At 59.9% G+C, this 25,863-nt stretch carries 17 protein-coding genes and 5 tRNA genes; 11 read left to right on the top strand and 11 right to left on the bottom strand.

Going from position 1 to position 25,863, the window contains the following annotated elements; all coding sequences use genetic code 11:
- Positions 1-18: 18 nt before the first annotated feature.
- The 5 genes from VSP_RS42070 to VSP_RS09265 all read right to left on the bottom strand — a co-directional run bounded on the left by VSP_RS42070 (position 19) and on the right by VSP_RS09265 (position 1,347).
- Positions 19-95: transfer RNA gene (locus VSP_RS42070), tRNA-Pro, on the bottom strand.
- Positions 96-217: 122 nt separating this feature from the next.
- Positions 218-292 (bottom strand) — tRNA-His (locus VSP_RS42075).
- A 259-nt stretch (positions 293-551) separates the two neighbouring features.
- A tRNA-Gly gene (locus tag VSP_RS09255) sits at positions 552-625 on the bottom strand.
- Between the two features lie 96 nt (positions 626-721).
- Positions 722-797: transfer RNA gene (locus VSP_RS09260), tRNA-Ile, on the bottom strand.
- A gap of 473 nt (positions 798-1,270) precedes the next feature.
- Positions 1,271-1,347 (bottom strand) — tRNA-Met (locus VSP_RS09265).
- Positions 1,348-2,801: 1,454 nt separating this feature from the next.
- Between VSP_RS09265 and VSP_RS09275 the strand changes: the two genes are divergently transcribed.
- From VSP_RS09275 to VSP_RS09285, 3 genes are read left to right on the top strand one after another with little or no spacing between them, the layout of a single operon-like run.
- Positions 2,802-3,455 (top strand): RraA family protein, encoded by a 654-nt coding sequence (locus VSP_RS09275; RefSeq protein WP_009960201.1) that lies wholly within the window; start codon positions 2,802-2,804, stop codon positions 3,453-3,455.
- Between the two features lie 9 nt (positions 3,456-3,464).
- Entirely contained in the window at positions 3,465-4,961 is a 1,497-nt protein-coding gene (locus VSP_RS09280) for a M81 family metallopeptidase (RefSeq protein ID WP_044133478.1), read from the top strand.
- A gap of 51 nt (positions 4,962-5,012) precedes the next feature.
- Positions 5,013-5,402 carry a RidA family protein gene (locus VSP_RS09285; protein ID WP_009960203.1) on the top strand — a complete coding sequence of 130 codons (390 nt, stop codon included), beginning with the start codon at positions 5,013-5,015 and terminating at the stop codon, positions 5,400-5,402.
- A gap of 601 nt (positions 5,403-6,003) precedes the next feature.
- Here VSP_RS09285 and VSP_RS09290 read toward each other — a convergent pair.
- Complete coding sequence (locus VSP_RS09290) at positions 6,004-7,308, bottom strand: MFS transporter (protein ID WP_157210812.1); 1,305 nt, start codon at positions 7,306-7,308, stop codon at positions 6,004-6,006.
- 434 nt (positions 7,309-7,742) lie between these two features.
- Here VSP_RS09290 and VSP_RS09295 point away from each other — a divergent pair, with 434 nt between their 5' ends.
- The gene (locus VSP_RS09295; RefSeq protein ID WP_009960205.1) at positions 7,743-10,100 is read left to right on the top strand and encodes a Tex family protein; all 2,358 of its coding nucleotides are present in this window, start codon (positions 7,743-7,745) and stop codon (positions 10,098-10,100) included.
- 390 nt (positions 10,101-10,490) lie between these two features.
- Positions 10,491-10,847 carry a glyoxalase superfamily protein gene (locus VSP_RS09300; RefSeq protein WP_009960206.1) on the top strand — a complete coding sequence of 119 codons (357 nt, stop codon included), beginning with the start codon at positions 10,491-10,493 and terminating at the stop codon, positions 10,845-10,847.
- Between the two features lie 191 nt (positions 10,848-11,038).
- Here the strand turns inward: VSP_RS09300 and VSP_RS42975 are convergent, their stop codons facing one another.
- Both VSP_RS42975 and VSP_RS09310 read right to left on the bottom strand, forming a co-directional pair.
- Positions 11,039-12,055 (bottom strand): peptidoglycan-binding domain-containing protein, encoded by a 1,017-nt coding sequence (locus VSP_RS42975; protein WP_198141352.1) that lies wholly within the window; start codon positions 12,053-12,055, stop codon positions 11,039-11,041.
- A 268-nt stretch (positions 12,056-12,323) separates the two neighbouring features.
- Positions 12,324-12,905, bottom strand: a complete 582-nt coding sequence (locus VSP_RS09310) for a DJ-1/PfpI family protein (RefSeq protein ID WP_009960208.1) — start codon at positions 12,903-12,905, stop codon at positions 12,324-12,326.
- Positions 12,906-13,063: 158 nt separating this feature from the next.
- Between VSP_RS09310 and VSP_RS09315 the strand changes: the two genes are divergently transcribed.
- Entirely contained in the window at positions 13,064-13,969 is a 906-nt protein-coding gene (locus VSP_RS09315) for a hypothetical protein (protein WP_009960210.1), read from the top strand.
- 70 nt (positions 13,970-14,039) lie between these two features.
- Here the strand turns inward: VSP_RS09315 and VSP_RS09320 are convergent, their stop codons facing one another.
- Positions 14,040-14,336: an ArsR/SmtB family transcription factor gene (locus tag VSP_RS09320; protein ID WP_198141353.1), complete on the bottom strand. Its 297-nt coding sequence runs from the start codon at positions 14,334-14,336 to the stop codon at positions 14,040-14,042.
- 145 nt (positions 14,337-14,481) lie between these two features.
- On the opposite strand from VSP_RS09320, the gene VSP_RS09325 reads away from it, so the two are divergent.
- The 4 genes from VSP_RS09325 (at position 14,482) to VSP_RS09340 (ending at position 18,547) form a co-directional block, all read left to right on the top strand.
- Positions 14,482-15,552 (top strand): alkene reductase, encoded by a 1,071-nt coding sequence (locus VSP_RS09325; protein WP_009960213.1) that lies wholly within the window; start codon positions 14,482-14,484, stop codon positions 15,550-15,552.
- 45 nt (positions 15,553-15,597) lie between these two features.
- Positions 15,598-16,053, top strand: coding sequence for a DUF5069 domain-containing protein (locus VSP_RS09330; RefSeq protein WP_029190305.1), 456 nt, complete (start codon positions 15,598-15,600; stop codon positions 16,051-16,053).
- A 136-nt stretch (positions 16,054-16,189) separates the two neighbouring features.
- Positions 16,190-17,251: an NAD(P)-dependent alcohol dehydrogenase gene (locus VSP_RS09335; protein WP_009960216.1), complete on the top strand. Its 1,062-nt coding sequence runs from the start codon at positions 16,190-16,192 to the stop codon at positions 17,249-17,251.
- A 111-nt stretch (positions 17,252-17,362) separates the two neighbouring features.
- On the top strand, positions 17,363-18,547 hold the full coding sequence (locus tag VSP_RS09340) for an MFS transporter (RefSeq protein WP_029190306.1): 1,185 nt from the start codon (positions 17,363-17,365) through the stop codon (positions 18,545-18,547).
- A 161-nt stretch (positions 18,548-18,708) separates the two neighbouring features.
- On the opposite strand, the gene VSP_RS09345 is transcribed toward VSP_RS09340, so the two are convergent.
- A complete protein-coding gene (locus tag VSP_RS09345; RefSeq protein ID WP_009960218.1) occupies positions 18,709-22,239 on the bottom strand; it encodes a pyruvate carboxylase in 3,531 nt (1,176 codons plus the stop codon).
- 171 nt (positions 22,240-22,410) lie between these two features.
- On the opposite strand from VSP_RS09345, the gene VSP_RS09350 reads away from it, so the two are divergent.
- Positions 22,411-23,100, top strand: a complete 690-nt coding sequence (locus tag VSP_RS09350) for an SDR family NAD(P)-dependent oxidoreductase (RefSeq protein WP_029190308.1) — start codon at positions 22,411-22,413, stop codon at positions 23,098-23,100.
- A gap of 157 nt (positions 23,101-23,257) precedes the next feature.
- Here the strand turns inward: VSP_RS09350 and VSP_RS09355 are convergent, their stop codons facing one another.
- The gene (locus tag VSP_RS09355) at positions 23,258-25,789 is read right to left on the bottom strand and encodes a hypothetical protein (protein WP_157210813.1); all 2,532 of its coding nucleotides are present in this window, start codon (positions 25,787-25,789) and stop codon (positions 23,258-23,260) included.
- Positions 25,790-25,863 lie beyond the last annotated feature (74 nt).

Here is a 25,863-nt window from a genome sequence, read left to right on the forward strand (position 1 = left end):
TCTTTGAGCACTGAAAACTGGTCACGCAGGCAGGACTCGCACCTGCTTCCACTTGTCTCCCGGACAAGTGCCTCGTCTGCTTTGGCCTCTGCGTGAGCTGGGGTTCATGAAACACTGAAGGGAAGTTGGACGCACGCCCCGGACCTTCACCGGGTAATCCGGTTTTGCAGACCGGTGGCGCGAGGACTTTGCCTTGCGTGCGATTGGCGGGAGAAATTGGGGTGATCAACGGGACTTGCACCCGCACGTCAGCCTTCACAGGGCTGGATGCTAACTATTACATCATGATCACCATTTGATAAGGGGGCTAAAAAGTTTGGCGGAAGCCGGAGGGCATGCTCCCCATTCCACTGTTGGAGTGGAACGATCCGTGTTCGAGACGGTCCCGGCGCGCTGGTCCGGTTCAGCTTCCAGCATATAGAGGGGGACGGAGAAAAAAGCGGAAGTCAGTGGACATGCTCCACAGCCCGGGAAATCCAGGCCCGGCCGGTTTCCAGCCGGCGGCGGCTCGCTTGTCCGCTTTGACTTCCAAAATTGTTGAGGTTGAGAAATGGTGCGCCATGCCGGATCTGCCCCGGCACCCGCGGTTTGGAAGACCGACATGCTGCTGTTACACCAATGACGCGTTAAATGAAGTGGTGGCTGCGTCCGGTATCGCGCCGGACTCTCTTCGTCTTCAGCGAAGCGCTAATCTGTCTCAGCTACACAGCCTTTTGAAAAGTGGTCCTTCCGGCAGGGTTCGCACCTGCGACCTGCGGCTTATCGGGCCGCTGCTCTGCTGACTGAGCTACGAAAGGTGGTGGAATAAAATGAGGTGGTATGAAATAAAGCGGAGCACCAGGGACTTGCACCCTGAACGCCTGGAATGCAGGCGCGGCTGGTTTCAAAGCAGCGTCCTCGTCTGGCCGGTCGTGCTCCATGCAATGCTATGTGGCAATCTAAGAAATTAAGAAATGGTCGCGCACCCCGGTGCTGCCCCGGGCGACGCCTCGTTCCAAACGAGTCGGGTTCGCTGGCTCCCTCATGCGCGATGAAGTTGTTGAAAAAAGTACCGCGTCCAGGTAATGCTCCTGGCCGATCCTCGAGGGATTTTGGTTTTACAGACCAATTCGTGTCTTTAACGAACTACCGCGGCGTTGGGAAAATGGTTGCGGGACGTGGGGTCGCACCACGATGGGAAAGCTTATGAGACTTTCCAGGTTCTCAACCTTCCCGCGGTTGAATTTGGACGGCTCCAGAATTGGAAACTGGACCAGAATTGACGGAAAAATGGTAGCGGGGGCAGGAATCGAACCTGCTCAGTCTCCGGTTTATGAGACCGGTGCCTTCCCATTTGGCGACCCCGCCGTTTAACGACGACGAATGGCACGGCGTCCCGGTGCTGCTCCGGGCGGGCTGAGTTTTGGAGGCTCTGCTGCGCGGCTGGCGCACGCCGTGTTCGACATTTTTTGACTAATTGTTTCCTGAAGCGGAAACGCTGTATTTTGACTCTTCAATAAATGATCGCTCACCGCTGCCAGCTCTCCTTGAGCTCGCACCCGCAGGTGATTTCACGGCGGATGTTTCGGTGATTTTGAGGCACACCTCCTAAATTGGGTGCAGCGAGGTTCACCCTGATGGAGGGTGTAGTCGGGCTGCGGCCCAGGCCTGTTGGGATTTGTCTGAAAAGTGGATGCCCGCAGAGGGGAGAGGCGTTGGTGCGGTGCAAAAGTATCCCTAAGTTAGGCCACCCAGTTCCAACTAAGTGGATAAGTGGATGGGATAACTTGACAGTGGGAGGGCGTGCTGCCACTGTTATAGTGGAAGCCAGACCATGGAACCCAGTCTCTGCTAGGGACGGTTTATGTATCGGTGACCAATCCGGCTCCGTCGTCAGTTGCCGCTGACGGCGGGGCCTTTTTCACCTGAGGGGGCGGATGTTTGTTGGGTGGGGCACGCTCCTTTCCAGGAGTGGACCATTAAGGTCCTTGTGTAAGTGGTTGAAAATGAAGAACCCTGCGAGCCTTTTGAAGGCGGGCAGGGTTCTCGGAAAAGGGATCCTCGGATGGAGGTCTTGAGAACTAGCTGCCGGCGTCTGCGCACAGAATGCCCATAAACTCGGATTGCTCGTGATACGGCAATCCTCTCAGGGCTTCCATGGAGCGACTGCGATACCCCCAGGGTATTCCTGGAAGTTTCGAGAGGTCGCTGTGCCGGAGTGAGTTCATTTGCTTTGAATAGATGATGTTTAACTCGATGTTATTCAATCGTCAATGAAAATTCACATAACTTTCTGCGAATTTTTCTCCGTGTGGGAGGGGATTGGTTGGGAATGTGTTAGGGTATAGAACCTGGGTGTGGGAGGTTTATGCCGTCTCCGGACAACGGAGCCCCGGCAGTCAGGTCAGGATGCATGAGACTGTTTCCTGGCCCGACTGCCGGGGTTTCTTCGACTGCTGGTCGCCACGTGGCGCGAAGGTGCTAGGTGCACCCGCGCATGAGGAAGAAAATAAGGAGCACAGGGATGGGTACGCCCAGGAGCCAGAGGAGAATCCAGCCTGCCTTGCCCTCTTGTTGACGTTGCCAAAGGGTTTGGAGTTTTGTTTTCATATCCCTGAATCGGGAGTTCCTGCCAGTGGGATGGATCAAATGTGAGCAGGGCTGTCATCTTTGGGGATGCAGTGGTGGGTACACCTCGGGGGCGAACCATCTCGTGACGGATGGCTCTGCCAAACTTGCGCTATTTGAGCTTTTCTTCCGTCTCTCGATACAAAAGTGCTCTGTCCGCAACACCGGCACAGGGGCTGCGTTCTGTTCTCCTCATGTCTGATGCCGATCTCCTTGCCCAACTTGCCCCTCTGTACGCCGCTGTTGTTGCCGATGTGCTGGACGGACTGGGTTTCCCCAACCAAACGCTGCCCGCGAATCTGCGTCCGCTCACCCAGGTCCACAAGATTTATGGAAGGGTGTTTCCTGCCCAGGCCACGACGGTGACAGAAGTGCCTGCTGAACCGTACAAGCTGGAGATTGCCGCAGTGGACGCCATGACCCGTGGGGATGTGCTGGTGGTGGACGTGGGCAATGATGAGACCTGCGGATTTTGGGGGGAGTTGCTGACCACCGCCTGCCTTTTCAAAGGGGTGCATGGGGTGGTGATGAGTGCCTGCACCCGGGACATGTGGAAAATTCGGGAACTCGGCTTCCCAGTGTTTGGCATTGGATATCATCCTGCCGACAGCAAGGGGCGCGCCGACATCGTGGAGATTGCGGAGCCAATCCGGCTGGGAAACGTGGTGGTGAAGAAAGGTGACTACATTCTGGGTGATGAGGACGGTCTGGTGGTGATCCCGCAGGAAGTGGCGACTGAGGCGATCCGCCTGGCCAATGAAAAGGTTCAAGGTGAGAACATCGCCCGCGAGGACTTGGCCCGCGGGGTGCCCATGGGCGAGGTGTTCCGGAAATACGGCATCCTTTGAGATCCAGGCATGAGACCCCGGATACTTCTTGCAGGCTTGTTTCATGAAACCCACACCTTTGTGGAGGGCGAGACTTGTCTGGCGGATTTTGCCACGCTGCGTGGGAACGATATTCTGGCCTGCAGAGGCGACGCTTCACCTCTGGGTGGCGTGCTGGAGGCTGCGGAGAGGCTGGGCTGGGAGGTCATCCCGGCCATTGACATGCGGGCCTCGCCGGGGGGCATGGTGCCGGATGAAGTGGTGGAGACATGGTGGCGGGAGTTTGCCCTGGTGGCGGATGCGGCACTCCGGACCGGACTGGATGCGGTGTATCTGGTGCTGCACGGGGCGATGGTGTCCCCGGTGCATGAGGATGTGGAAGGGGAGCTCTTGAGCCGGATCAGGGAGCTGCCGGGGGCAACTTCCTTGCCGGTGTTCGGTGTCTTTGACCTGCATGCCAACTACACGCCACGCATGGCGGCCGGGGCCAACTGTCTGGTGGCCTACCGTGAGAATCCCCACACCGACGGGCGTGCAATGGCCGTTCATGCTGCGGAACTGCTGCATCGTTGTTTGAATGCGGGAAAAGCTCCCCGCCAATATTGGCGGCATGCCCGTGTGGTCTGGCCTCCCACCGGCACAGGCACGGCTGCGCCCCCCATGCGAGATCTGGAGAGCATGGCGCGGGCACTGGAGGCCCGGCATAAAGCCTTCTATGCAGTGAATGTGGTGGCTGGCTTCTCCTTTGCTGACACAGCGGAAACTGGTGTGAGCTTTTGCATCTCCTCTGAAGGTGAGTCGGCCGAGGCAGAGGCGGCCCTTGCCGATCTCTGCAACCTCGCGTGGGAGCTGCGCGAGGCTGGAAATGTGCGGGACGTCTCTCTGGACGAGGTGATGGCCCAGGTGATCGATGCTTCGCAGACACCTTTCCGCGGTCCGGTGGTGATTGCCGAGCCGGCCGACAATATCGGAGGTGGGGCACCGGGCGATGGTACCGGGCTGCTCCGGGCGTTTGTGAAACACGACCTGCAGAATGCTGCCATTTGCATCAATGACCCCGAGGCAGTGAGTCGCTTGCAGGGGAGTTCACCTGGCTCCAAGGCAATGTTGCCCATTGGCGGCCGCGGGAGCTCGCTGGATGACGGGCCACTCCACCTCGAGGTGGAGGTGGTGTCTCTAAAAGATGGGCTCTTCCGTCTGGAGGACCGCCGCAGCCACCTCGCCAGCATGTGTGGAGACGCTTTTTACATGGGCCCATGTGCGGTGGTGCGTCACCGCGGGGTGACAATCCTGCTAACCTCCAACAAGACTCCGCCCTTCGATCTGGGGCAGTGGACCTCCCAGGGCATCGCTCCAGAGAAGCTTGAGGTTATAGGAGTCAAAGCAGCGGTGGCCCATCGCCGGGCCTATGAGGGCATCGCCTCGCTTATGCTTTGGGCGGACACCCCTGGCCCCTGCCGCAGTGATGTGACAAAGATGCCCTACCGCAGGCTGCGGCCTGATGTTTACCCTTTTGTGAATAGCTGAATCTGCTTGAAGCCAGACACTCCCGTCAGACAACGAACTCCCCATTAACTCATGACAGTTTCCTATCCCCGCGATCCCAATACTCCCGTCTCACATCTCCCCTTCAGCCCCGTGGTGGTGGCAGGTGAGCTTGTCCTCATTTCCGGGCAAGCCTCCGTGGATGAAACGGGGCAGATTGTGAGCGACACCTTTGAAGGAGAATTCCGGCGCTCAATCGAGAACGTGCGCAAGGTGCTGGCTGCGGCGGGGTGCACCCTGGCTGACGTGATCCAGACCCGCAACTATGTGCGCGATCCCGCCGATGTGCCGCTCTACAATCAGCTCTACCGGGAGTATTTCTCCGAGCCATTCCCGACTCGCACCACCATCACCAACTGCCTGCCTCCGGCCTTGAAGTATGAGATCGAGGCGGTGGCGGTGAAGCCCAAGGGCCAAGGTTGAAGATTGGCAAACTATTGCTGAGCAGCGTGAATGAGTGACTCTGACCTTGTTCGTTTCCGTGGCAGGGTTGGAGTTCCGCGTTTACGCGGCTCAGTTGAATTATTGGGAGAAAACAGACGTTCGCACTGAACCGCCTAAACGCCAATGCCATCAGGGAAAACGCATCGTCTTGCTGTTTTGCCTTGGCGCGCCTCGGAGCCGCGATGGTGCAACCGCCACGACTGTAACTGGTGAGCCCCTTGCAGAAGGGCCGAAGGTCCGGGTTCATACCAGCCTGGGGCAACGCCCCGGGGATAGATGGCCAAACTACCCTTGAGGGCTGTAGGCCCGGTGTCATCAAGTCTGCCTATGACGAGCATCCCTGAATGACGTCGGGCCTGCAGCCCTCAAGATCTAAAACGAGCGCCTACCTTGGGCGTTGCCCAAGGCTGCAATGATGCCGGACCTTCGGCCCTCAATACTTTCACAAAAGGGAGATGCTCGACCTCTCCACTTTTCCCTGATGGCATTGGTCCCGCATGCGGGACGGGACTCCAACCCTGTTTGAGATATTAAAGGGGGAGGTGAGTGGACTCTGTGAGGTCGCCGCCTCCTGATAACATCATGCCTCCGCGATCTTCCGGTCGGCATTGATCCCAAACGACAAAATCCCTGCGAGGGTGAAGGCCAACGCGCAGGCGATGAAAAGCTCCTGCTGGTCACCGTTCTTGTCGAACGTCTTCAGGAGCCATCCCGCAGTTGCGGCCTGGATGGCGGCACCAAAGTTGCCCCACATGTTGGCCCAGCCGAAGATCGGCGCGACATTGCGGCCGCCGACGTCCTGGGCCCAGGCCCACACTGCGGGCAGGGCGGAGTCGGTGGAGAAGACCATGAGGCCCAGGCACACAGCGAGCAGCCAGGGGCTGTCTGCCCAGAGGCAGGCCAGACACATGCCCGCTGAAAGGAAGCGGGTGACCGACAAGGGAAGCAGCCTGCCCAGACGCAGTCCCAACTTGCGTGTCAGCCAGTCCGTGAGCAGGCCGCCTAGCAACAAGCCGAACATGCCGATAAACAGCGTGAGCGTGGAGATATAGCCGTTCATGTCCTCACTCAGGTGGCGCACATCCCGCAGGTAGGTGGACATGGAGTTGATGACGAAGGCCCAGCCGAAATTGGTGAGCATCTGGTAGAAGCACATCATCCACAGGCTGCGATCACGAAGGACTGCCTTGAGCGGAAACCGGTAGCCGGGGCCACCTGCCTTGGTGTCGGCGGGAGCGGCGGGAGCGGCGGTCCGTCCTTCGGCGAGCAGGGCGCGCTCCGCCTCATTGCTGCCCGGGTGTTCCTCCGGCGTCTCGCGGAAAGCCATCCAGAACAGCCATGCGACCAGGAGCCCGGACAATCCATACGCCCACCCCGCCCATCGCCAACTGCCGAAAAGGAGGATCACCTTCACGGTGATGAGCGGGGCCAGCACAAACCCCAACCGTCCGCCGAGCGATACCACGCCGCTGGCGAAGCCCCGCCAGTTGATGTGCGCCCAGCGACTGAGCAGGCTGCCGCTGATGGGGTAGGCACCCGCCTCCGCGATGCCGCAGCCAATGCGAGCGATGAACAGCATCGCGACGCCATTGGCAAAGCCAGATAGCGCAGTGAATGCGCTCCACAGCACAATGAGCACCGTCATGAGTGTGCGCTTGCCAAAGCGTTCTGCAAGCCACCCAGCCGGAACTTGCGCCAGCGCGTAAGCCCAGAAGAACGCGCTCTTCAAATGACTGGCCTGATCGTTGGTAAGATGGATCTCGTCCTTGAACGACTGGGAGTCCAGCATCCACGCGAGGCAAGCTCGATCAATGTACATCAAGAACGCCGAAAGGGTCGTGACGGCGAGAATCCAGTGGCGGACAGGCGTGGGGGAGGGCTTCAATTGGGTGGCAAGTTCTAGCAACTACGCTGCCACTCGCACCGGGTCTTAGCGGATGATCATTAATGTATCACAATGGGATACATTGGGGTGGAGCAGATGGGGGAGCTCCGAATTTCAAAAAGCAAACTTCAAGGGGAGCCTGGATCGAGCTCCCTGAGGTCGTGGAGAGGGCTGGAGGAGGTAAGTTTCTCCAGTCTGATTCTAGCGGCCCTCTGGGGGAGGGCTGTTGCTGGCATGATGGTGCTCAATTTCAACGCGATGCAGAGAAACGGGCGGTCGGCACCTGGGAAACCGGGGCTGCCCGGAGCCGTCTGTCAAGCAAGTTTCCCGTCAGGCTTGGCAAGCGAAAATCGCCCCCCTGCACGTTTTGGGTTGCCGCTGGCGGGTGGGGTCGCTAATTCACCTTTGCACGTTCCTTCCCCCTCATTTGATCCATGAATCTGAAACACGTTGAAACCATCGCCCGCGAGCTGAATGTCAAAGCTTCGCAGGTGAGTGCCACGGCCAAGCTGATCGCCGAAGGCGGCACAGTGCCGTTCATCGCCCGTTATCGTAAAGAAGTGACCGGCTCGCTGGATGAGGTGGCCATCACCGGGATCCGCGACGGCATGCTGCGCTTGGCCCAGCTCGATGAGCGCCGTGAAGCCATTGTGAAGTCCCTGGAGGAGCGCAAGCTCATGACAGACGCCCTCAAGTCGAAGATCGAAAAGGCCGAGACCATGGCCGTGCTGGAGGACTTGTTTGCCCCCTACCGTCCGAAGCGCCGCACCCGGGCCACCATCGCCAAGGAAAAGGGCCTTGAGCCCCTGGCTGATTTCATCGAGCAGAATCAGACTGTCTCCAGCGCTGATCCGGCCAAGGAAGCTGCGAACTACATCAAGACCGAAGATGTGGCGGATGAGTTGAAAGTTGCCAGTGCAGATGAGGCTCTGGCAGGTGCCCGCGACATCATTGCGGAGCGGGTGAGCGATGCAGCCGAGGCCCGCGCGGCGATCCGCAAGCTCATTGCGGAGCAGGCCACGATCAGCTCGAAGGTGATGTTTGGGAAGGAAGAGGACAAGGATGCCGCGAAGTTCCGTGACTACTTTGACTGGAGCGAGCCGCTCAAAGCCATTCCCTCGCACCGCATGCTGGCCATCCGCCGTGGGGAGAAGGAAGGCTTCCTCATGATGCGCATCACCGCGCCGGAAGGTGAGGCCATCCGTCTGTTGGAATCCCAGTTTGTGAAAGGGCACACCGCCTGCGCCAGACAGGTATCCGAGGCTGTGCAGGACGGCTACAAGCGCCTTCTGGCCCCCTCCATGGAGACCGAAGCCCGCCTGGAAGGCAAGAAGAAGGCGGATGCCGAGGCCGTGAAAGTGTTCGCAGATAATCTCCGCGAACTCCTTCTGGCCGCCCCCCTGGGCCAGAAGCGTGTGATGGGCGTGGATCCCGGCTTCCGCACGGGTTGCAAGATCGTGTGTCTGGATGCCCAGGGCAAGCTGCTGCACAACGACGTGATCTACCTCCTGGGTGAGGGCAACTCTCTTGTGCAGGCGCGAACCCTGATTCTCAATCTTGTGGAGCGCTTCAAGATCGAGGCCGTGGCGATTGGCAACGGTACCGCCAGCCGCGAGACGGAAATGTTCTTCAACAAGATCGGACTGCCCAAGTCGATCCTCATCCTCATGGTGAATGAGAGCGGCGCATCCATCTACTCCGCCAGTGAGGTGGCTCGTGAAGAGTTCCCGAACCATGACGTCACCGTGCGTGGTTCCGTTTCCATCGCCCGCCGTCTCATGGATCCCCTTGCCGAGCTGGTGAAGCTTGATCCCAAGTCGATCGGGGTTGGTCAGTACCAGCACGACGTGGATCAGACCCTGCTGAAGGACGGCCTGGATGACGTGGTCATGAGCAGCGTGAACGCCGTGGGCGTGGAAGTGAACACGGCCAGCAAGCAGCTGCTGTCCTACGTCTCCGGCTTGAACCAGAGCCTGGCCGCCAACATCGTGGCGTACCGCAACGAGAACGGTCCCTTCAAGAGCCGTGCCGAATTGCGCAACGTGCCGCGTCTGGGTGACAAAGCATTTGAGCAGGCCGCAGGTTTCCTGCGAATCCGAGCTGCGGAAAACCCGCTGGACTCCAGCGCCGTGCACCCGGAGCGCTATGAAGTCGTGACCCGCATGGCCAAGGATCTCTCCTCGGATGTGAGCGACCTCCTCACGAAGGAAGAGCTGCGCAAGAAGATCGATCTCAAGAAGTATGTCACGGAGGATGTGGGGCTGCCCACCCTTCAGGATATCGTGAACGAACTCGCCAAGCCGGGCCGTGACCCGCGCAAACAGTTTGAGGTGTTCAAGTTCCAGGAAGGCGTGGAAAAGCCCGAAGACCTTAAGGTGGGCATGAAGCTCCCCGGCATCGTCACCAACGTGACCGCCTTTGGCGCCTTTGTGGACATTGGCGTGCACCAGGACGGTCTCGTTCACGTGAGCCAGCTCTCGGATCACTTTGTGAAGGATGCGAGCGAGGTGGTGAAGGTGCAGCAGAAGGTGCAGGTGACCGTGACCGAGGTGGATCTGCAGCGCAAGCGCATCGCTCTCTCCATGAAGTCGAAGCCGGACTTTGAGAAGAAGTCTGGCGGTGGCGGTGCGGGTGGCGGGAATCGTCAAGGCCCCGGTGGCCCCGGTGGTGGCGGCGGAAACCGCAGCTTTGGCGGCGGTGGCGGTAACCGTGGCAGTGGTGGTTTTGGCGGCGGCTCCGGTGGCGGTGGTGTGGACTGGTTCTCCGCAGCCGTGTCCAAGGGCAAGAAGTAAGCGGGTGCCCGGTGCCGAGCTGAAATAGAAATGATCTATGAAAACCCCGGTCCGTATGAGGCGGCCGGGGTTTTCTTTTTGGGAGAGCAACGAGGGCCAGTGGCTCGTTTGAACTCGTCCAGGTGGAGCACAGCGCTTCCGTGTTGGGCGGCCAGGATGCTGTTAGTTTGACAAGTCGTGCCCTCTGCTCCCGCACCGACGGGGGCCGTCGGACTACTGTGCAGCGTCGCTTCGGGTGTAGTCCGGATGTGTCATCCGGCTCGGTCGCCGCAGAAACGCACGATCAGAGCACCGATCCGCTTTCGCCGCAGTGATCAGTATAATTTGGTCCTGCTGACGGATTTATCCACCCCGGTTGACAACCAGTCATTCGGCGGTTTGTCTGCCACGATGAAAGCCCAACAGTCCGCCGCGGTGTTTCAGGTGTCCAACCTGGAGGTGGCACTCCAACACTACGTGGAGGTGCTGGGCTTCAAGGAGGATTTCCGATTTGGCGAGTACGCGGGAGTCATGATCGGTGACGTGAGTTTGCACCTCTGTGAGCATGCCATTCACCAGCGTCCCGTGGGGGGCGGCACGGTGTGCATCTTTGCCGATGAGGTTGATTCCTATTACCGGGAAATTCTGGCAAGAGGGGCGCAGATCAAAGCGGAGCCTCGCGATTATCCCTATGGCATGCGGGACTTCATGGTGGTGGACCTGGACGGGAACCACCTGTCCTTTGGCTGTGAGGTGACAGGCTCATAAAGCTCTCTATGTCTGAATGACCGTCAACCACCTCCCCAAAAACCGAACCAGCCCCGGGCCACAGGCACTGGACCTGTGGGCAGCCGACGCAAGGCCGACTCTTTCCGGGACTGGTTTAATGGTCTAAATCTTGGATGGGGGCAGTGACAATTCTACTTCCCCTGTTCATCAAGTGATTCGTCTGCCAAGCGTTACTGGATGCCCAGGGATTCGAGGAGGTAACTGTCCACGCGTCCGGTCACGGGCAGGTTGTAGTCCTGCTGGTAGTTGATGATGGCGGAGCGGGATCCAGGACCGATCTGGCCGTCGATCTCACCATAGTAATAGCCCGCGTTGGCCAGTTCTACCTGCACGGCATAGAGGGTCTCCAGATCATATCCGTAGCCATCATAGGCCGGGCGTGCCGGGTAGCTGTAACCTGAGTTGTAGGCCGGACCGCTGGTGTCAAAGATAAAGGTGGCCATCAGGTCATTGTAGTAGCGGTGCTGGCGATGAACGCGGTAGTAGTCGTAGTCATAGTCCCAGCCGTTGTTGCGATACCAGTCATGCGAGTGGTGCTCATGACGGCTGTGATAGTGTCCCCGATCGCGTTGGCGGACATTGTGGCTGTGGCGCGGTTCTCGGTGGCTGCTGACGTAGCGATTGCGGTCATGGTCGCGGTCGCTGCGCACCACATGCTTCCTGTCCGAATCTCTGCGGACCGGGGCGCGGCGGATGTCGTGATGGCGGTCAGCGCTGCGGGCGATGGCACGGCTCCTGGCATCTCTTTCGCGCTGGGAGATGGAAGAGGATCGCCTGACAGGCGAACTCTTTGTCACTCGGTGATCACGGTTGCGATCATTGTCATGGCGATGGACGGAAGCTGAGGCCAGACGTTGCTGCGGCACCCGACTGCGGGACGAAGAACGCGATGCGATGTGCTTCTTTACAGGCTTGCGCTGAATGGTTCGCGACGGGCTCGGCCGGTGTCGGCTGCTGGCCACGGCGCGGCTCTTTGAACTGTGGCTGCGAGACGGGGCAGACCTGCGGGCCACTTGGGCATTCCGGGGGGTGCCCCGATTTTCCCGGTGCTGCACGCTGGACCGGCTTTTCTTCTTGCTGCGGTCATCATCCTTCTTCTTCGCTTCCGCCGCAGGAGGGACGCTCAGTCCCAGCGCCAGCATGGCCGCCAGAGCTGGCGTGAGATATCGTGAGGGGGTCGTTTTCATGTGAGTCATCATCTTGGTTCACAGGTTTCGACTCCCTCTCGTCACGAGGTATTCAAGGATGGGGAAAGATAGAGAGACATTTTGGCACCAAAAAAGAGGGCCGTTTGCAGGCGGCATACGTATCGCCGATAAATTGTGGATCGGGAATAATTGACCAGGGTTGAGTGAGTGTGACTCCTTGAACCGGTGGGGGTAGATGTCACCATGAAAAAGCCGCTCCCCGGGTGGAGGGAACGGCTCAGAAACGGCGGACGGAGTCTGGTGGTGATCAGAGGCTGATCTTGGTGCCCAGCACTTCCAGGAACTTGGCCAGGAAGGCCGGATGGGCTGGCCAGGCGGGGGCGGTGACCAGATTGCCTTCCACAAAAGCCCCGTCCACGGCGATGTTTTGGAATTCCCCGCCAGCCAGAGTCACTTCCGGCCCGCAGGCATAGTAGCCAGCGCACTTGCGCCCTTTGAGTCCACCCGCGGCGGAGAGCAACTGGACGCCGTGACAGACTGCGGCGATCGGTTTACCTGACTCGGTAAAGTGACGGACGGTGTTGAGAACGATTTCGTGAAGGCGGAGGTACTCCGGGGCGCGACCGCCGGGGATGAGCAGGGCGTCATAGTCAGCTGGATTGATCTCGGCAAAGGTCGCATTGAGCGTGAAGTTGTGACCGGGCTTTTCAGAGTAGGTTTGGTCGCCTTCAAAGTCGTGGATGGCCGTGCGCACCTTGTCGCCAGCCTTTTTGTCCGGGCAGACGACATCGACCTGATGACCCACCATGACGAGAGCCTGATAGGGCACCATCAGTTCGTAGTCTTCGACGAAATCACCAGCCAGACAGAGAATCTTTTTTGCGCTCATAGATGGCAGGAGATTACGAAACGGCGACCCGGTTGGGCGCGGTTGAAAAGCGTCCTGTTTCAAATGTCACAGAAATCGCGGGGGACAGTGGTCCAGAGAAGTCAAATCCCTGCTGAAGTGGTGAAGGATGATTTGGGGAAGTGGCGTTTGTGAGAATTATGCATCGCCACTTCGCCGCCGTCATTGTCGTCCTACAGGTCTTTTCCATCGTGGCTTCCGCAGACAACGCGGTCGCCGTGAAGGACCAGTTGATCGCATTGGGTGGCAAGCTGGTGGAGAAGGGCGGTGCCATCACGGAGCTTACGATCACGGACTGCAAGAAGCTGGGGCCAGCGGAGTTCAAGCTGATCGGCCAAGTGACGACGTTGAAGAAACTGACTCTCTACGGGGGCTGCCATGGGCTGAACGATGAAACCCTGCCCAGTCTGGCGGGACTGAAAGAGCTTGAGGCCATCGGCACGGATGGCTTGAAAGTCACCGATGACGGACTCAAGCATTTTGCCGCCTTCGGGAACCTCAAACAGGCGTCATTCTTTCACACCTCCTTTGGCATGCCGGGCTTCACTGGTGTGGGCTTTGGACATTTGAAGGCCTGTCCCAAACTGGAGCGGCTGACGGTCGCAGGCATCTCCATGGGTGACGAGGGATTCGCGGCCATTGCGACCATCTCCCAGATCAAGGACTTCTCCACCTGGCACACGTATCAGACGGAGGCAGGAAATGCCCACATTGCCAAGCTCCCCAATCTCCGCTCTCTGAAGCTGGGGCAGCGTCTCCCTGGCAAGGACCGGAAAGCCACCAGCCTGAGCGATGCCTCGCTGCCGACCCTCGTTGGCATAAAGACGCTGGAGGATCTGAAGATCGGTGAAGCACGCTTCACCCTGGAAGGGGTGAAGGTGCTGAAGGGGCTTCCCTCTCTGAAAACCCTGTTGCTCTACGAAACCGATTTTCCTGTAACGGGACTGGAACCCCTGAAACAGGCACTGCCCAATGTCAGGGTGACGCTCGAGCCGCTCACGGAGCCGCAGCGGAAAAAGCTGGATCAGTATGTGCCTCTGCACTGATTGCCTGGCCACCCTTCGCAGAACTTGCTGGATGGGGTGAAGCTCCTCCAGAGGGACTTGCGGTGCCCCGTTATGACTTGGTGGACTGGGGCAATTCAGCCTCAACCAGTTTCAGCAGCCCGGGGAAACGCTGGTCCAGCTCCTTCTTGCGGAGGGAAGTCATGCACTTGGTCCCCTCTGACTGCGTGTGAATGATGCCAGCCTGACGGAGCACGTCGAAGTGGTGGGAGCGGGTGGCTTTTGAAACCTCCAGCGGCACCTCGTGGCAGGCCAGAGAGACGTCGCGGGTGAGAAGTTCCCGCACAATCGCCACCCGGCACGGGTCCGCCAGTGCTTGCATCACAGCAGGCAGAGTGACGTCTTCCATGGGAGGATGGTGGTAGGTCTTCATTTCTCTGGGGCGTTTGATTTACCACTGGGCGTGGGGTTCGACAATGGATGGAAGTATTTTCATGCAAAAGAATGCGTCCATGGTTCGACGAAGCTCGAACTTGCTGGGAATTCATCACCATATGCCTTCCCTTCAAGATCCTCTCCAAGTCGGCGCCTGGACGCTGCCCAACCGCATTATCATGGCCCCGCTCACACGGTGCCGTTCCAGCGAGGGCCGGGTGCCCAACGCGATGATGCAGGAATACTACGCGCAGCGGGCTGACGCGGGACTCATCATCTCAGAAGCCACGTCCGTCACCCCTATGGGGGTGGGCTATCCCGACACTCCGGGCATCTGGTCAGACGCCCAAGTGGAAGGCTGGAAAGGCGTGACCGATGCGGTTCACGCGAAGGGTGGGCGCATTCTTCTACAGCTCTGGCACGTGGGGCGTGTCTCGGACCCAGTGTATTTAAACGGGGAACTGCCCGTGGCTCCCAGTGCTGTCCAGCCGGCTGGGCATGTCAGCCTCATTCGCCCGGAGAAGGCCTTTGTCACCCCGCGCGCGCTGGAGCTTGATGAAATCCCCGGGATCATTGAGGCCTACCGCAAAGGCGCGGAGAATGCCAAGGCGGCGGGCTTTGATGGGGTGGAGATCCATGGTGCCAATGGCTACCTTTTGGACCAGTTCCTTCAAGACAAAACGAACCTGCGCACGGACGAGTACGGTGGGAGCGTGGAGAATCGCGCCCGCCTCATGCTGGAGGTGACGGACGCCGTGATCTCCGTGTGGGGGGCAGATCGCGTAGGCATGCATCTGGCTCCGCGTGGAGACGCTCATGACATGGGGGACAGCCACCCACTGTCCACCTTTGCCTATGTGGCCAAAGAGTTGGGAGCTCGAGGGATCGCTTTCATTTGCGCCCGCGAGTCTCTGGGAGAGAAACGCAGTGGCCCGGCCCTCAAGCGGACCTTCGGCGGCGTGTACATCTCCAATGAGCGCTTTACGAAAGAAACGGCCGAGCAGGTGCTGGCTGCTGGCGAGGCTGATGCAGTGGCCTTTGGCGTGGCTTTCATTGCCAACCCCGATCTTGTGGAACGCTTCCGCCAGGATGCTCCGCTGAACGCACCGGATCCCTCCACTTTCTACGGCAAGGGACCCAAGGGCTACACCGACTATCCCACGCTGAAAGAAGTGGCAGCACTGGCCTGATCCCATCGCGATCCCTTAAAGAGCAACAAAGACAATTGCCACACCATGAGCACACTCTCTCACGCGCCTGACCTCTCCCAGCGCCCGCCGCGCAGTCCCCGAGTCCGCCTTGGCGGATATGTCATCCTGCCCCGAATGCTCGACAAAGGACGCGCCTCCCTCATCGGCAAAAATGGCGAATACCACTATGCCTGCCCGCTGGATCAGCGATTTCTGGCCTTCGCCGGCATCGATGCCGAGAAGCTGAAAGAGCAACTCGCGACCGGTGCGGGCGATGAAGAGGTGTTGAACTGGATCACGCAAAACAGCAGCACGAAGCCCCAGGACTGGGAGATTGCCCACTGGACCACCTATCAGGAGCAGCGCACCCCCTCGGATGTGGAGACGAAAGGTTATTTCGCGAAACTTCAGTCTTCCGTGAGCGAGACGCGGGAAGACATCCTGACGTGGTTCGACCTGCTGGATGCGGACGATTTCGTCAGCTACGGCGGCAAACCTTGACCCGACTGCTCCGGGCTTCATGCCACAGCATGAAGTCCGGAGCTTTGCCTGGTCAATAACCGAGCTGTCTGCTTTTTTGTCTTTGGTTGCCCCCCCCTTCCCAGAATCCCTCCTGAACTCCTCGATCGCACCTCCTATGAAAGCTGCCCGTGGTTACGCCGCCCAAAGTGCCGAAAGCCCGCTGAACTCCTATTCGTTCGAACGTCGGGATCCCCAGCCCCACGATGTGCAGATGGAGGTTCTTTACTGTGGGGTCTGCCATTCAGATCTTCATCAGGCCCGTAATGAGTGGCAGAACACGATCTACCCCTGTGTGCCCGGGCATGAGATCGTAGGGCGGGTGACGGCGGTGGGGGGCAGTGTGACGAAGTTCAAGGAGGGGGATCTGGCCGCTGTGGGCTGCATGGTGGACTCCTGTCGCGAATGTGAAAACTGTAGGGCAGGGGAGGAGCAATACTGTGATCAAGCGCCAGTATTCACCTACAATGGGCCTGACAAACACACCGGCACCCAGACCTTTGGCGGCTACTCGGACAGCATCGTGGTGGATGAAGCCTTTGTTCTGAAGGTTCCCGCCAATCTGGACCTTGCTGCAGTGGCTCCGCTGCTCTGTGCGGGCATCACCACGTACTCCCCTCTACGCCACTGGAACGTGAAGAAAGGGCAGAAGGTCGGCATCGTGGGCCTGGGCGGATTGGGCCACATGGGGTTGAAGTTCGCCCATGCCTTTGGTGCCCACACCGTCCTCTTCACCACCTCTCCGAACAAGGTGGAGGATGCTCTGAAGCTCGGCGCAGATGAGGTCATCATCTCCAAGGATGAGGACGCGATGAACAAGCACGCCCTGAGCTTTGACTTTATCCTGGATGCGGTGTCCGCCCAACATGATCTGAATGCCTACCTGAACCTGCTCAAGCGAGACGGCACTCTGACGTTGGTGGGCGCCCCGGAGCACCCACTGCCGGTGTCTTCCTTCAGCCTGCTGTTCAAGCGTCGTCAACTGGCCGGGTCCCTGATTGGCGGCATTGCAGAAACTCAGGAGATGCTGGATTTCTGCGGCACCCACAACATCACGTCAGAGATCGAACTGATCAAGATTCAGCAGGTGAATGAAGCCTATGACCGGCTGCTGAAGAGCGATGTGAAGTATCGATTCGTCATCGACATGGCTTCGCTCAAGGAGAGCGCTGCGGCATAGGCTGGGCCTGTAGAGGGCGAGGATGGAGACCTGCCTGTCCAGTCTCGGAAATCCTCCTTGCCTACTGCGGAAGTGGTGTAAGAAGAGGACGCACGCAACTCGTGTGAACCGATGATCCGTCCCTCCTCCTCTCGCACTTCTGTCACCCTGCATCGATCCACTTTGTGGATGATGGCGGCAGCGTGTGGGGCATCGGCGGCGAACATTTTCTACAACCAGCCCCTGCTGGGAAAGTTCGCGCTCGCCTATCAGGCCAGCCCTTCCAAGGCCGGGTTGGTGGCGACCGCGGCGCAGGTCGGCTACGGCATCGGGCTGTTCCTCTTTGTGCCATTGGGGGATCTGCTGAACCGCCGCAAGGTGGTCTTGCTCCTCATGAGCTTGTGTACAGCTCTGCTGGCCGCCACGGCTGCCGCGCCAGGGCTGCTGACGTTGATCTGGCTGCACCTGCTCATTGGCATCACCACCATGAACGCGCAGATCCTCATTCCCTTCGGCATGGAGCTTTCTCCGCCGAAAGAACGGGGGCGCACGGTGGGGGTGCTCATGGCCGGTCTGCTGTGCGGAGTGCTGCTGGCGAGGGTCGTCTCAGGCTTTGTCGGGGAGCACATCGGCTGGCGCATGGTGTACGTCCTGGCCGCGGTGATCATGCTCGTGATCCTCGTTTCCTTGTACCGGGGGCTGCCTCATCGCCCTCCGGTGGCGGCGCACATGAGCTACGGGAGGTTCATGAAAGAAATGTTCCAGCTCTGGGGACGGCTTCCGGCCCTGTGGACCGCCTCTGCGGTAGGCGGCTTGTCGTTTGGGTGCTTCACCGCGTTCTGGACCACGCTTTCTTTCCTTCTGATGGATCGTTTCGGGATGGGCGCGTCGGCCGCTGGCACCTTTGGAGTGATCGGCCTGGCCGGAGTACTGGCTGCACCGCTGGCTGGCAGGGTCTCAGACCGTCGCGGCCCCCGCTTCACGGTGACCGTTTCGCTGTTGCTGATTGCCCTTTCATTTGTCGGCATGTCCTTTTGGCTTACCCTGCCCATGCTGGTGTTGGGCGTGATCTTCATGGACCTGGGAGTACAGGCCATTCAAGTGGCCGCTCAGACCCGCGTCATCTCCCTCGTGCCTGATGCCGGGAGCAGGCTGAACACCTTTTACATGGTGATGCGATTTGTCGGGGGAGCGTTGGGTTCCTTCCTGGGGGCGACGGCGTGGGCCCACTGGCAATGGCCCGGCGTCTGCTGCGTGGCGGTGGGGTTGGTGTTGGCGGCGTTAGTTGTGCATACCGTGGACCGGGGAGGTCGGTGACTCGGTAAATCAGTAATTCGGTGAACCGGTAAGCCAGTAGCCCAGTGGGCAGTTGAAGTCTCAGGGCGAAGGGAAAGGCAGGTGACAGATGGACGCAAAAAAACGGCGACCCGGTGAAGGCCGCCGTTCTCTGAAACTGATGAGGAGCAGTTGTCTTCCGCTTACTTCTCCAGCCGCACCATGAGGTCCTTGCTCTCGACCGTGCTGCCCACGGCCACGAGGATTTCCTTCACCACGCCGGTGACCGGGGAGGTGACGGTGGTAAACATCTTCATGGCCTCGAGCGTAAGGAGGGCGTCGCCTTCCTTGACTTTGGCTCCGGGATTGACAGCGATGCTAGCCACCATGCCGGGCATGGGGGCACCCACCTGCAACGAATCTGCCGGATCCGCCTTGAGGTTGGTCTTCACTTCCTTGCCCAGAGATTTGTCCCGGATCTGGACGTGGCGGGGATAGCCGTTGAGTTCGAAGATGGCCGTGCGCTGCCCGGCCTGGTCGGCCTCGGTGATGTTGAGCAGGCGTGCGAACAGGGTTTTGCCCGCCTCGAGGTTGATGGTGATCTCTTCCTTGTCCTTCAGCCCGTAGAAGTATGCCGAGGTGGGCAGGACGCTGATGTCGCTGTACGAGTCGCGGAACTTCACGAAGTCTGCGAAGACCTGTGGGTACATGAGGTGGCTGTACAGATCGTCGTCGGTGACGGCGTCTTCGGCCACCCCGAGGCTGGTGGCGAGCCCGGCACGGGTCTTGGCCAGATCCACCTTCTCGGCGCGTTCGCCGGGGCGGTTGGTGAAGGGCTTGCGCTTGCCGAGGATGATCTTTTGCACATCCGCAGGCCAACCGCCCATGGGCTGGCCGAGGCCACCCTGGAGCATGTCGATGACGCTCTCCGGGAAGCTGGTGCCAGGCGGGAGGCTGTGCAGGTAGCTTCGCGCCTCTCCGGACTTCACGCCACGGGTCACCATGAACATGCACATGTCTCCCACCACTTTGCTGGAAGGGGTGACCTTGACGATGTCGCCAAAGAGCTCGTTCACCTCTGCATACATGCGGGCGATCTCTGGCCAGCGATGCCCGATGCCCATGCTTTCGGCCTGTTCCTTGAGGTTGGTGTATTGACCGCCGGGCATCTCATGGAGATACACCTCAGCGGTGCCGTAAGGCTCGGCGGTGTCGAAGGGCTTGTAGAAGGCTCGAACCGCGGCCCAGTAGTCGCTGAACTCCTGAAGCGCGTCAGAATCCAGTCCGGTGTCGCGTGGCGTGTGCTGAAGGGCGGCGACGATGCTGTTGAGGTTGGGCTGGCTGGTGCAGCCGGAGAGGCTGGAAAGAGCGGCATCGCAAACGTCCACTCCCGCCTCGGCGGCCATGAGAATGCTGCTGGCGTTCAGCCCGCTGGTGTCATGCGTGTGGAAGTGGATGGGGATGCCGATCTCTTCCTTGAGGGCTTTGACGAGCTTCTTGGCGGCCATGGGGCGGCAGAGGCCGGCCATGTCCTTGATGCAGAGCATGTGGGCTCCCATCTTTTCCAGCTCCTTGGCCAGCTTCACATAGTACTGCAGGGAGTACTTGTCGCGCTTGGGATCGAGGATGTTGCCGGTGTAGCAGATAGTGCCTTCGCAGATGGACTGCGTTTCTTCACGGACCGCCTGCATGGCCTCAGTGAGGTTCGGCAGATAGTTGAGGCTGTCGAAGATTCGGAAGATGTCCATCCCGTTCTGCGCCGCGTGCTTGATGAAGCCGCGCACCACGTTGTCGGGATAGTTCGTGTAGCCAACCGCATTGCTGCCGCGGAAGAGCATCTGGAAGCAGATGTTCGGGATGCGCTCACGCAGATCGCGCAAGCGTTCCCAGGGGCACTCCCGCAGGAAGCGCATGGCGGTGTCGAAGGTGGCACCTCCCCACATTTCCATGGAGAAGAGCTGGGGTGCCCGGTGCGCCACGGCATCGGCGATGGCCAGCATGTCATAGCTGCGCACGCGGGTGGCGAGGAGGGACTGGTGCGCATCGCGCATGGTGGTGTCCGTCAGGAGCAGTCGCTTCTGCTTGCCCACCCACTCGGCGAATTTCTCCGGCCCGAGCTTGGTCAGGAGCTGCTTGGTGCCCTCCTGCGGAGCGGTGAGGTGGTCGTAGGCCACTTTGGGCGCGGAGACGAAGGCCTTGGCAGGCTTGTAGCCTTTGGCATTGGGGTTTCCGTTCACTGTGACATCCGCAAGGTAGCTCAGGAGCTTGGTGGCGCGGTCTTTGCGCTTTTCAAACTGGAACAGCTGCGGGTTGGTGTCGATGAAGCGGGTCGTGGCCTTGCCTTCCGAGAAGATGGGGTTGGAGATGACGTTCTCCAGGAAGGGGATGTTCGTCTTCACCCCGCGGATGCGGAACTCGCGCAGGGCGCGGTCCATCCGGCTGAGGCTCTGCTGGTAGGTGCGGCCGAAGGTGGTGACCTTCACCAGCATGGAGTCATAGTACGGCGTGATGACGGCGTTGTTCGTGCCCAGGGCACCGTCCAGACGTACGCCGAAGCCGCCCGCGCTGCGGTAAGTGAGGATCTTGCCAAAGTCTGGCGTGAAGTTGTTTTCCGGATCCTCGGTGGTGATGCGGCACTGAATGGCGTAGCCGCTCTTTTCCACCTGATCCTGTGCGGGCAGGCCAATGGGCTCCTCGTGAAGCTTGTGCCCCTGCGCGATGAGGATCTGACAGCGCACGATGTCGATGCCGGTGACTTCCTCCGTCACGGTGTGCTCCACCTGGATGCGGGGGTTCATTTCGATGAAATACCAGTCGCCGGTATCCACATCCACGAGGTATTCCACCGTGCCGGCGTGAGAGTAGTTCACCTCTCTGGCGATGTTCACCGCGGAGGCACAGAGGCCGTCGATGATGTTCTGGTCAATGCCGTAGCTGGGGGCCTGCTCAATGACCTTCTGGTGGCGACGTTGCACTGAGCAGTCGCGCTCATGCAGGTGCAGCACGTTGCCGTGCTTGTCTGCGAGGATCTGCACTTCGATGTGCTTGGCGCGGCCCACGAACTTCTCCAGGAAGACGGCTCCATTGCCAAAGGCGCGCTTGGCCTCGGTCTGGGCTTCGTCGAGCAGGCGCTCCAGTTCCTCAGGCTTCTGCACGACGCGCATGCCGCGACCACCACCACCGAAGGCTGCCTTGATGATGAGGGGGAAGCCGATCTTTTTGGCGGCGGAGAGGGCTTCCTTGCGGTTGTCGATCGGGTCATGCGTGCCCTGCAGGGTGGGGACCTTGAGCTTGTCCGCCACGTTGCGGGCGGCGGTCTTGTCACCCATCATGTTCAGCACCTTGGGATCGGGGCCGATGAAGATGATGCCTTCGCGGGCACAGGCGGCGGCGAAGTCAGGGTTCTCGGAGAGAAAGCCGTAGCCTGGGTGGATGGCATCCACGCCTTTTTCCTTGGCCAGGGCGACGATGCCTTCGATGTCGAGATAGGCTCCGAGCGGTCCTTTTTCGGTGTTGAGCTGGTAGGCTTCGTCTGCCTTGAAGCGGTGGGGGCAGAAGCGGTCCTCATTGGCGTAGATCGCCACCGTACGGATGCCCAGTTCCGTGGCTGCCCGCATCACGCGGATAGCGATTTCTGACCGGTTGGCCACCATCAGCTTTTTGATCGGCCGGATCGCTGGGGCGGCGGACTCGGCGACGGGTGCGGCAGTCTTGGTCTTGGCAGTCTTGGGCATGGTTGGTTGAGGAAGGAGGATGGGAGTCCAAATGGGAAGCTCGCGATTGTCGGATTGGATACCGGGGTTTGCAAACGGATCATGGGAAACGTCAGTAACCGGCGATATTTTGAGCAGGATTGGCACAAGTTGGCGATTGGCATTTGCGTCTGGGCGCGCTTGAATGGCGGGATGAAGACGCCTGCAGTTGCCCTGGTCACTGGAGCTGGAAAAGGGATCGGCCGGGAGGTGGCCCGGTTGCTGGTGGAAAAGGGGCTGGAAGTATGGGTGGCAGCGCGCAATGCGGGACAAGCTGCGGAGGTGGCAGAGGCTCTGGGACCTCAGGCGCATGCCGTGACGTTGGATGTTACGCATGAAGGTTCGGTGCAGGCCGCCGCAGCGGAAGTGGAGCAACGGTCTGGCCGGCTTGATGTGCTGATTAACAACGCCGCCGTCCTGCTGGACCGGGCAGATGACATCGCTGCCGTGCCGGTGGAAGTCCTACGGCACACGCTGGAAACCAACGTGCTCGGGGTGTGGCGGGTCGTTCAGGCCTTCCTGCCCCTGCTGGAGAAGAGTGCGGCTCCACGAATCGTCAATGTCTCCAGTGGAGCCGGGCAACTCAGCGACCCTGGCAACTGGGCTCCGGCCTACAGTGTCTCCAAGACGGCCCTCAATGGCGTGACCACTCAGCTCGCGGTGGCGCGCCCGCACATGGCGGTGAACGCCGTATCTCCCGGATGGTGCCGTACGGACATGGGCGGACCTGGCGCGACGAAGTCTGCCGAGGAAGGTGCGGACAGCATTGTCTGGTTGGCGGTAGAGGCACCCCAGAACCTGACCGGGAAGTTTATCTCAGACCGGCGGGAGATGGCTTGGTAGTCAGGGGTGAGAGGGCGTTTTTTTAGACAGGATTGACAAGATTTCTGAAGGATTAACAAAAGGGGATTTAGGTTGCATCTTGAGGGGCGGGGAGACTAACGGTTGGTCGCCCTCCGAGCCAGCGCTGGTCACGTCTTTGAAGGTCACAAGGCCCTTCTTACTCCAGGTAGATGTCGTCTCCCAGGAGGAGTTTATCGAGGTAATAGCTCTTCAGGTAACCAAGGGTGGGGTGCGTATCGAGATCGCCCGTGTATTTAAAGTGGACCGGCACCCATGGGTCACCGGTAGAGGGGAGCTGCACCGGGGATTCCAAGGAGCGGCTCGTCTGCGTCAGTTCCACCGGAGTTGAGAGCAGCGGGGAGGTGACAGTGAGGGAGGACTGGCTGCGGTTCTCTCCCATAAACCGCACGCGCAACTTCAGCACAGGTTCACCTTCCAGATTGCGGGGCAGCTTCAGCCACAGGGTGCCCTCTTGTTTGCCCCAAATGAGCAGATGACCATCTTTGGTCCTGGGTTTGGTTGAAGCAAAGTCACCCCAGTGGATCTGGGGCTGTAGCCCCAGGTTTTGAGTCAGCGTGGGGGGCGGCAGACGAAAGAGGCGTTCCTCACCCAGCTGGACTTGGTAGGCGGTGCCAGGGGTCTTGCGGAAGAAGAAGAGACTGTCTCCAGCTTCGCCTTTCACCGGAGGCACGAGCTCAACGAGAGACATCTGGGGGTGCAACGCTTTCAGGGTGGATTCCTGCCATTGGCGGGTGGCAATGATGAACCCTCTTTCAGCGGCGCTCTCAAGCACGGCGGTGCGTGAGAGCGCTTCGCCTTGAGGGCTGGGCACCAACCTGATATAGCTGCCGTTCAGTTCGAGATAGGGCGTTTTATCAGGGGCCTCCGAGTAGGTGAATAGAGGGAAATCGGCAGCTGGCTTGCTGGGGCCTTCCTTGAGCGTGGTGCTGATCTGGCTGAGGACTGCTTTCGAATAAAGCGACATTTCGAGATGGCGATGGCCTCCCGCGTCGCTGAAATGGGCACCTTGATCAAGGCGGAACATCATAATGCCCCGGCCCAGGCCAAACTGATGCCACCCCAGTGCCGCCAGAAGCACGAAGCTCAGGCTGCCCGCGAGCGGTGGCAGCCAACGTTCTGATTTGACCAGAATCCTGCTGCCGCGATCCACGACAACCAGCAGGCCTCCGAGTGCGGAGAACGTGGCCAGCGGCCCCCAGCACCAGTTGGGGATATCCTTGGCCAAATCCCAGAGGTGCTGGGGATGGAAAGGCAGGGGGACGTGGGGCAGATGGGCCACGACCAGCGACGGCAGCAGCGCCGCAAACGGGAATACAAGTATGGCAGCCAGGCCAGGCTGCCAGGGCTGGCGACGCCAGTGCATCAGCATCACGAGCATGCCCGCCAGGGCCACCGCGCCCACATATGGACGTGTCGCCCAGTGGTTCAAAAAGAAAACGTGCGCGAAATCCGACTTCCCGTCCAGGGGCGAGCGGGCGCAGGGCGTGAACTCCACTGGCAGCAGCAGCCAGCAGGCTGCCATGGAGGAAACGAGTGCCGCCAGGCCCACGCCAGCTTGTTTTCCTTGAACCCGCTGATGCCAGTAGCCAAGGATGGAGTCGATGGGTTTGTTCAGGTTCCAGAGGGCTGCCATCCCAACCACGGTGCCCACACCGGCAAGCCATTGAGGCTGGTGCAGCATGGTGGCCAGTGAGAAGGAGAGGGGGAGCCCACACCACCACGCGACGGCGAGCAGATGCCGGCCCGGCCGCATCAGAGGCTGGAGCACAAGCACGAGACAGAGGAACACCGCCAGATAGGGGATGGTGATGGCTCCAAACCCAAAGGCCAAACTGAAGAGGGCCCCGGCCTCCACCCCGGCCTGGCCTGACTCACCCCGGGCAGCCGCCCAAACCCATCGGGCCATTCCGGCAAACAGGAAGAACACGGCGAAGGCAGTCTCCTTGGCACTGATGAAGAGCCCGTAGTCACCCATCATGGTCGTCAGGAAAAGGATGTAGAGGACGAACGGGGCCCATGCGCTGCTGGCACCGGGAAGGAAGGCGCACAGGCGTTTGGAACAAAAGAATGCCAGAAGATTGAGCACCAGTTTGCTCCCGGCTGCGACCGTGGCAGCAGGGATGGTTGGAGCCAATAACACTGAGGGCCAGTAGAGCCAGGCGATGTAACCCGGTGAACCCTGGGCCGTCAGAAAGCTCACGCCGGGCTTCATCACCGCACCCGCCATCCAATACAGGGCGGCGTTGTCCGAAGCGTAAGGGAACTGGAAAATGGCAAAGGCGGCAAATGACAGTGCGAGGGCCATCCCTGCCAGGTTGAGCGGCTGGCAAAGCTGTCTCACCAGACCCGTCAGCAGCGTGATGTAGTTCTTCCAGAATCCTGGGCTGGACAGGCTGCAAAACGCGATCAAGGCCGCATCCGTCCCTTGTTTGACAAGCCATGCGGTCGCAGGCTGGCCTTTGAGATCCAGCGCCAGGGCATGCACCACGAAGAATTGCAACGTGGACCAGAGCAGACCGAGGGCCATGGCGTGCACTGCGGTGTCTCCGGCCGCGGAGGAGAAGGGGATCCATTTTGCGCACCGGATCCGGAGGGCGTATCCAGGCAGCATCAATCCTGCGAGAAACCAAAAGACGGTAAGCGATGACGCAAGAATGAGAGCGGACATGACAGCGCGCCCCCTCTACCCCTGGGAAGGCCAAACGTGTCAACGCCTGGTGTGGAGATTCAGCAGTCTCTTGC

This window comes from Verrucomicrobium spinosum DSM 4136 = JCM 18804 (assembly GCF_000172155.1).
GTDB lineage: Bacteria > Verrucomicrobiota > Verrucomicrobiia > Verrucomicrobiales > Verrucomicrobiaceae > Verrucomicrobium > Verrucomicrobium spinosum.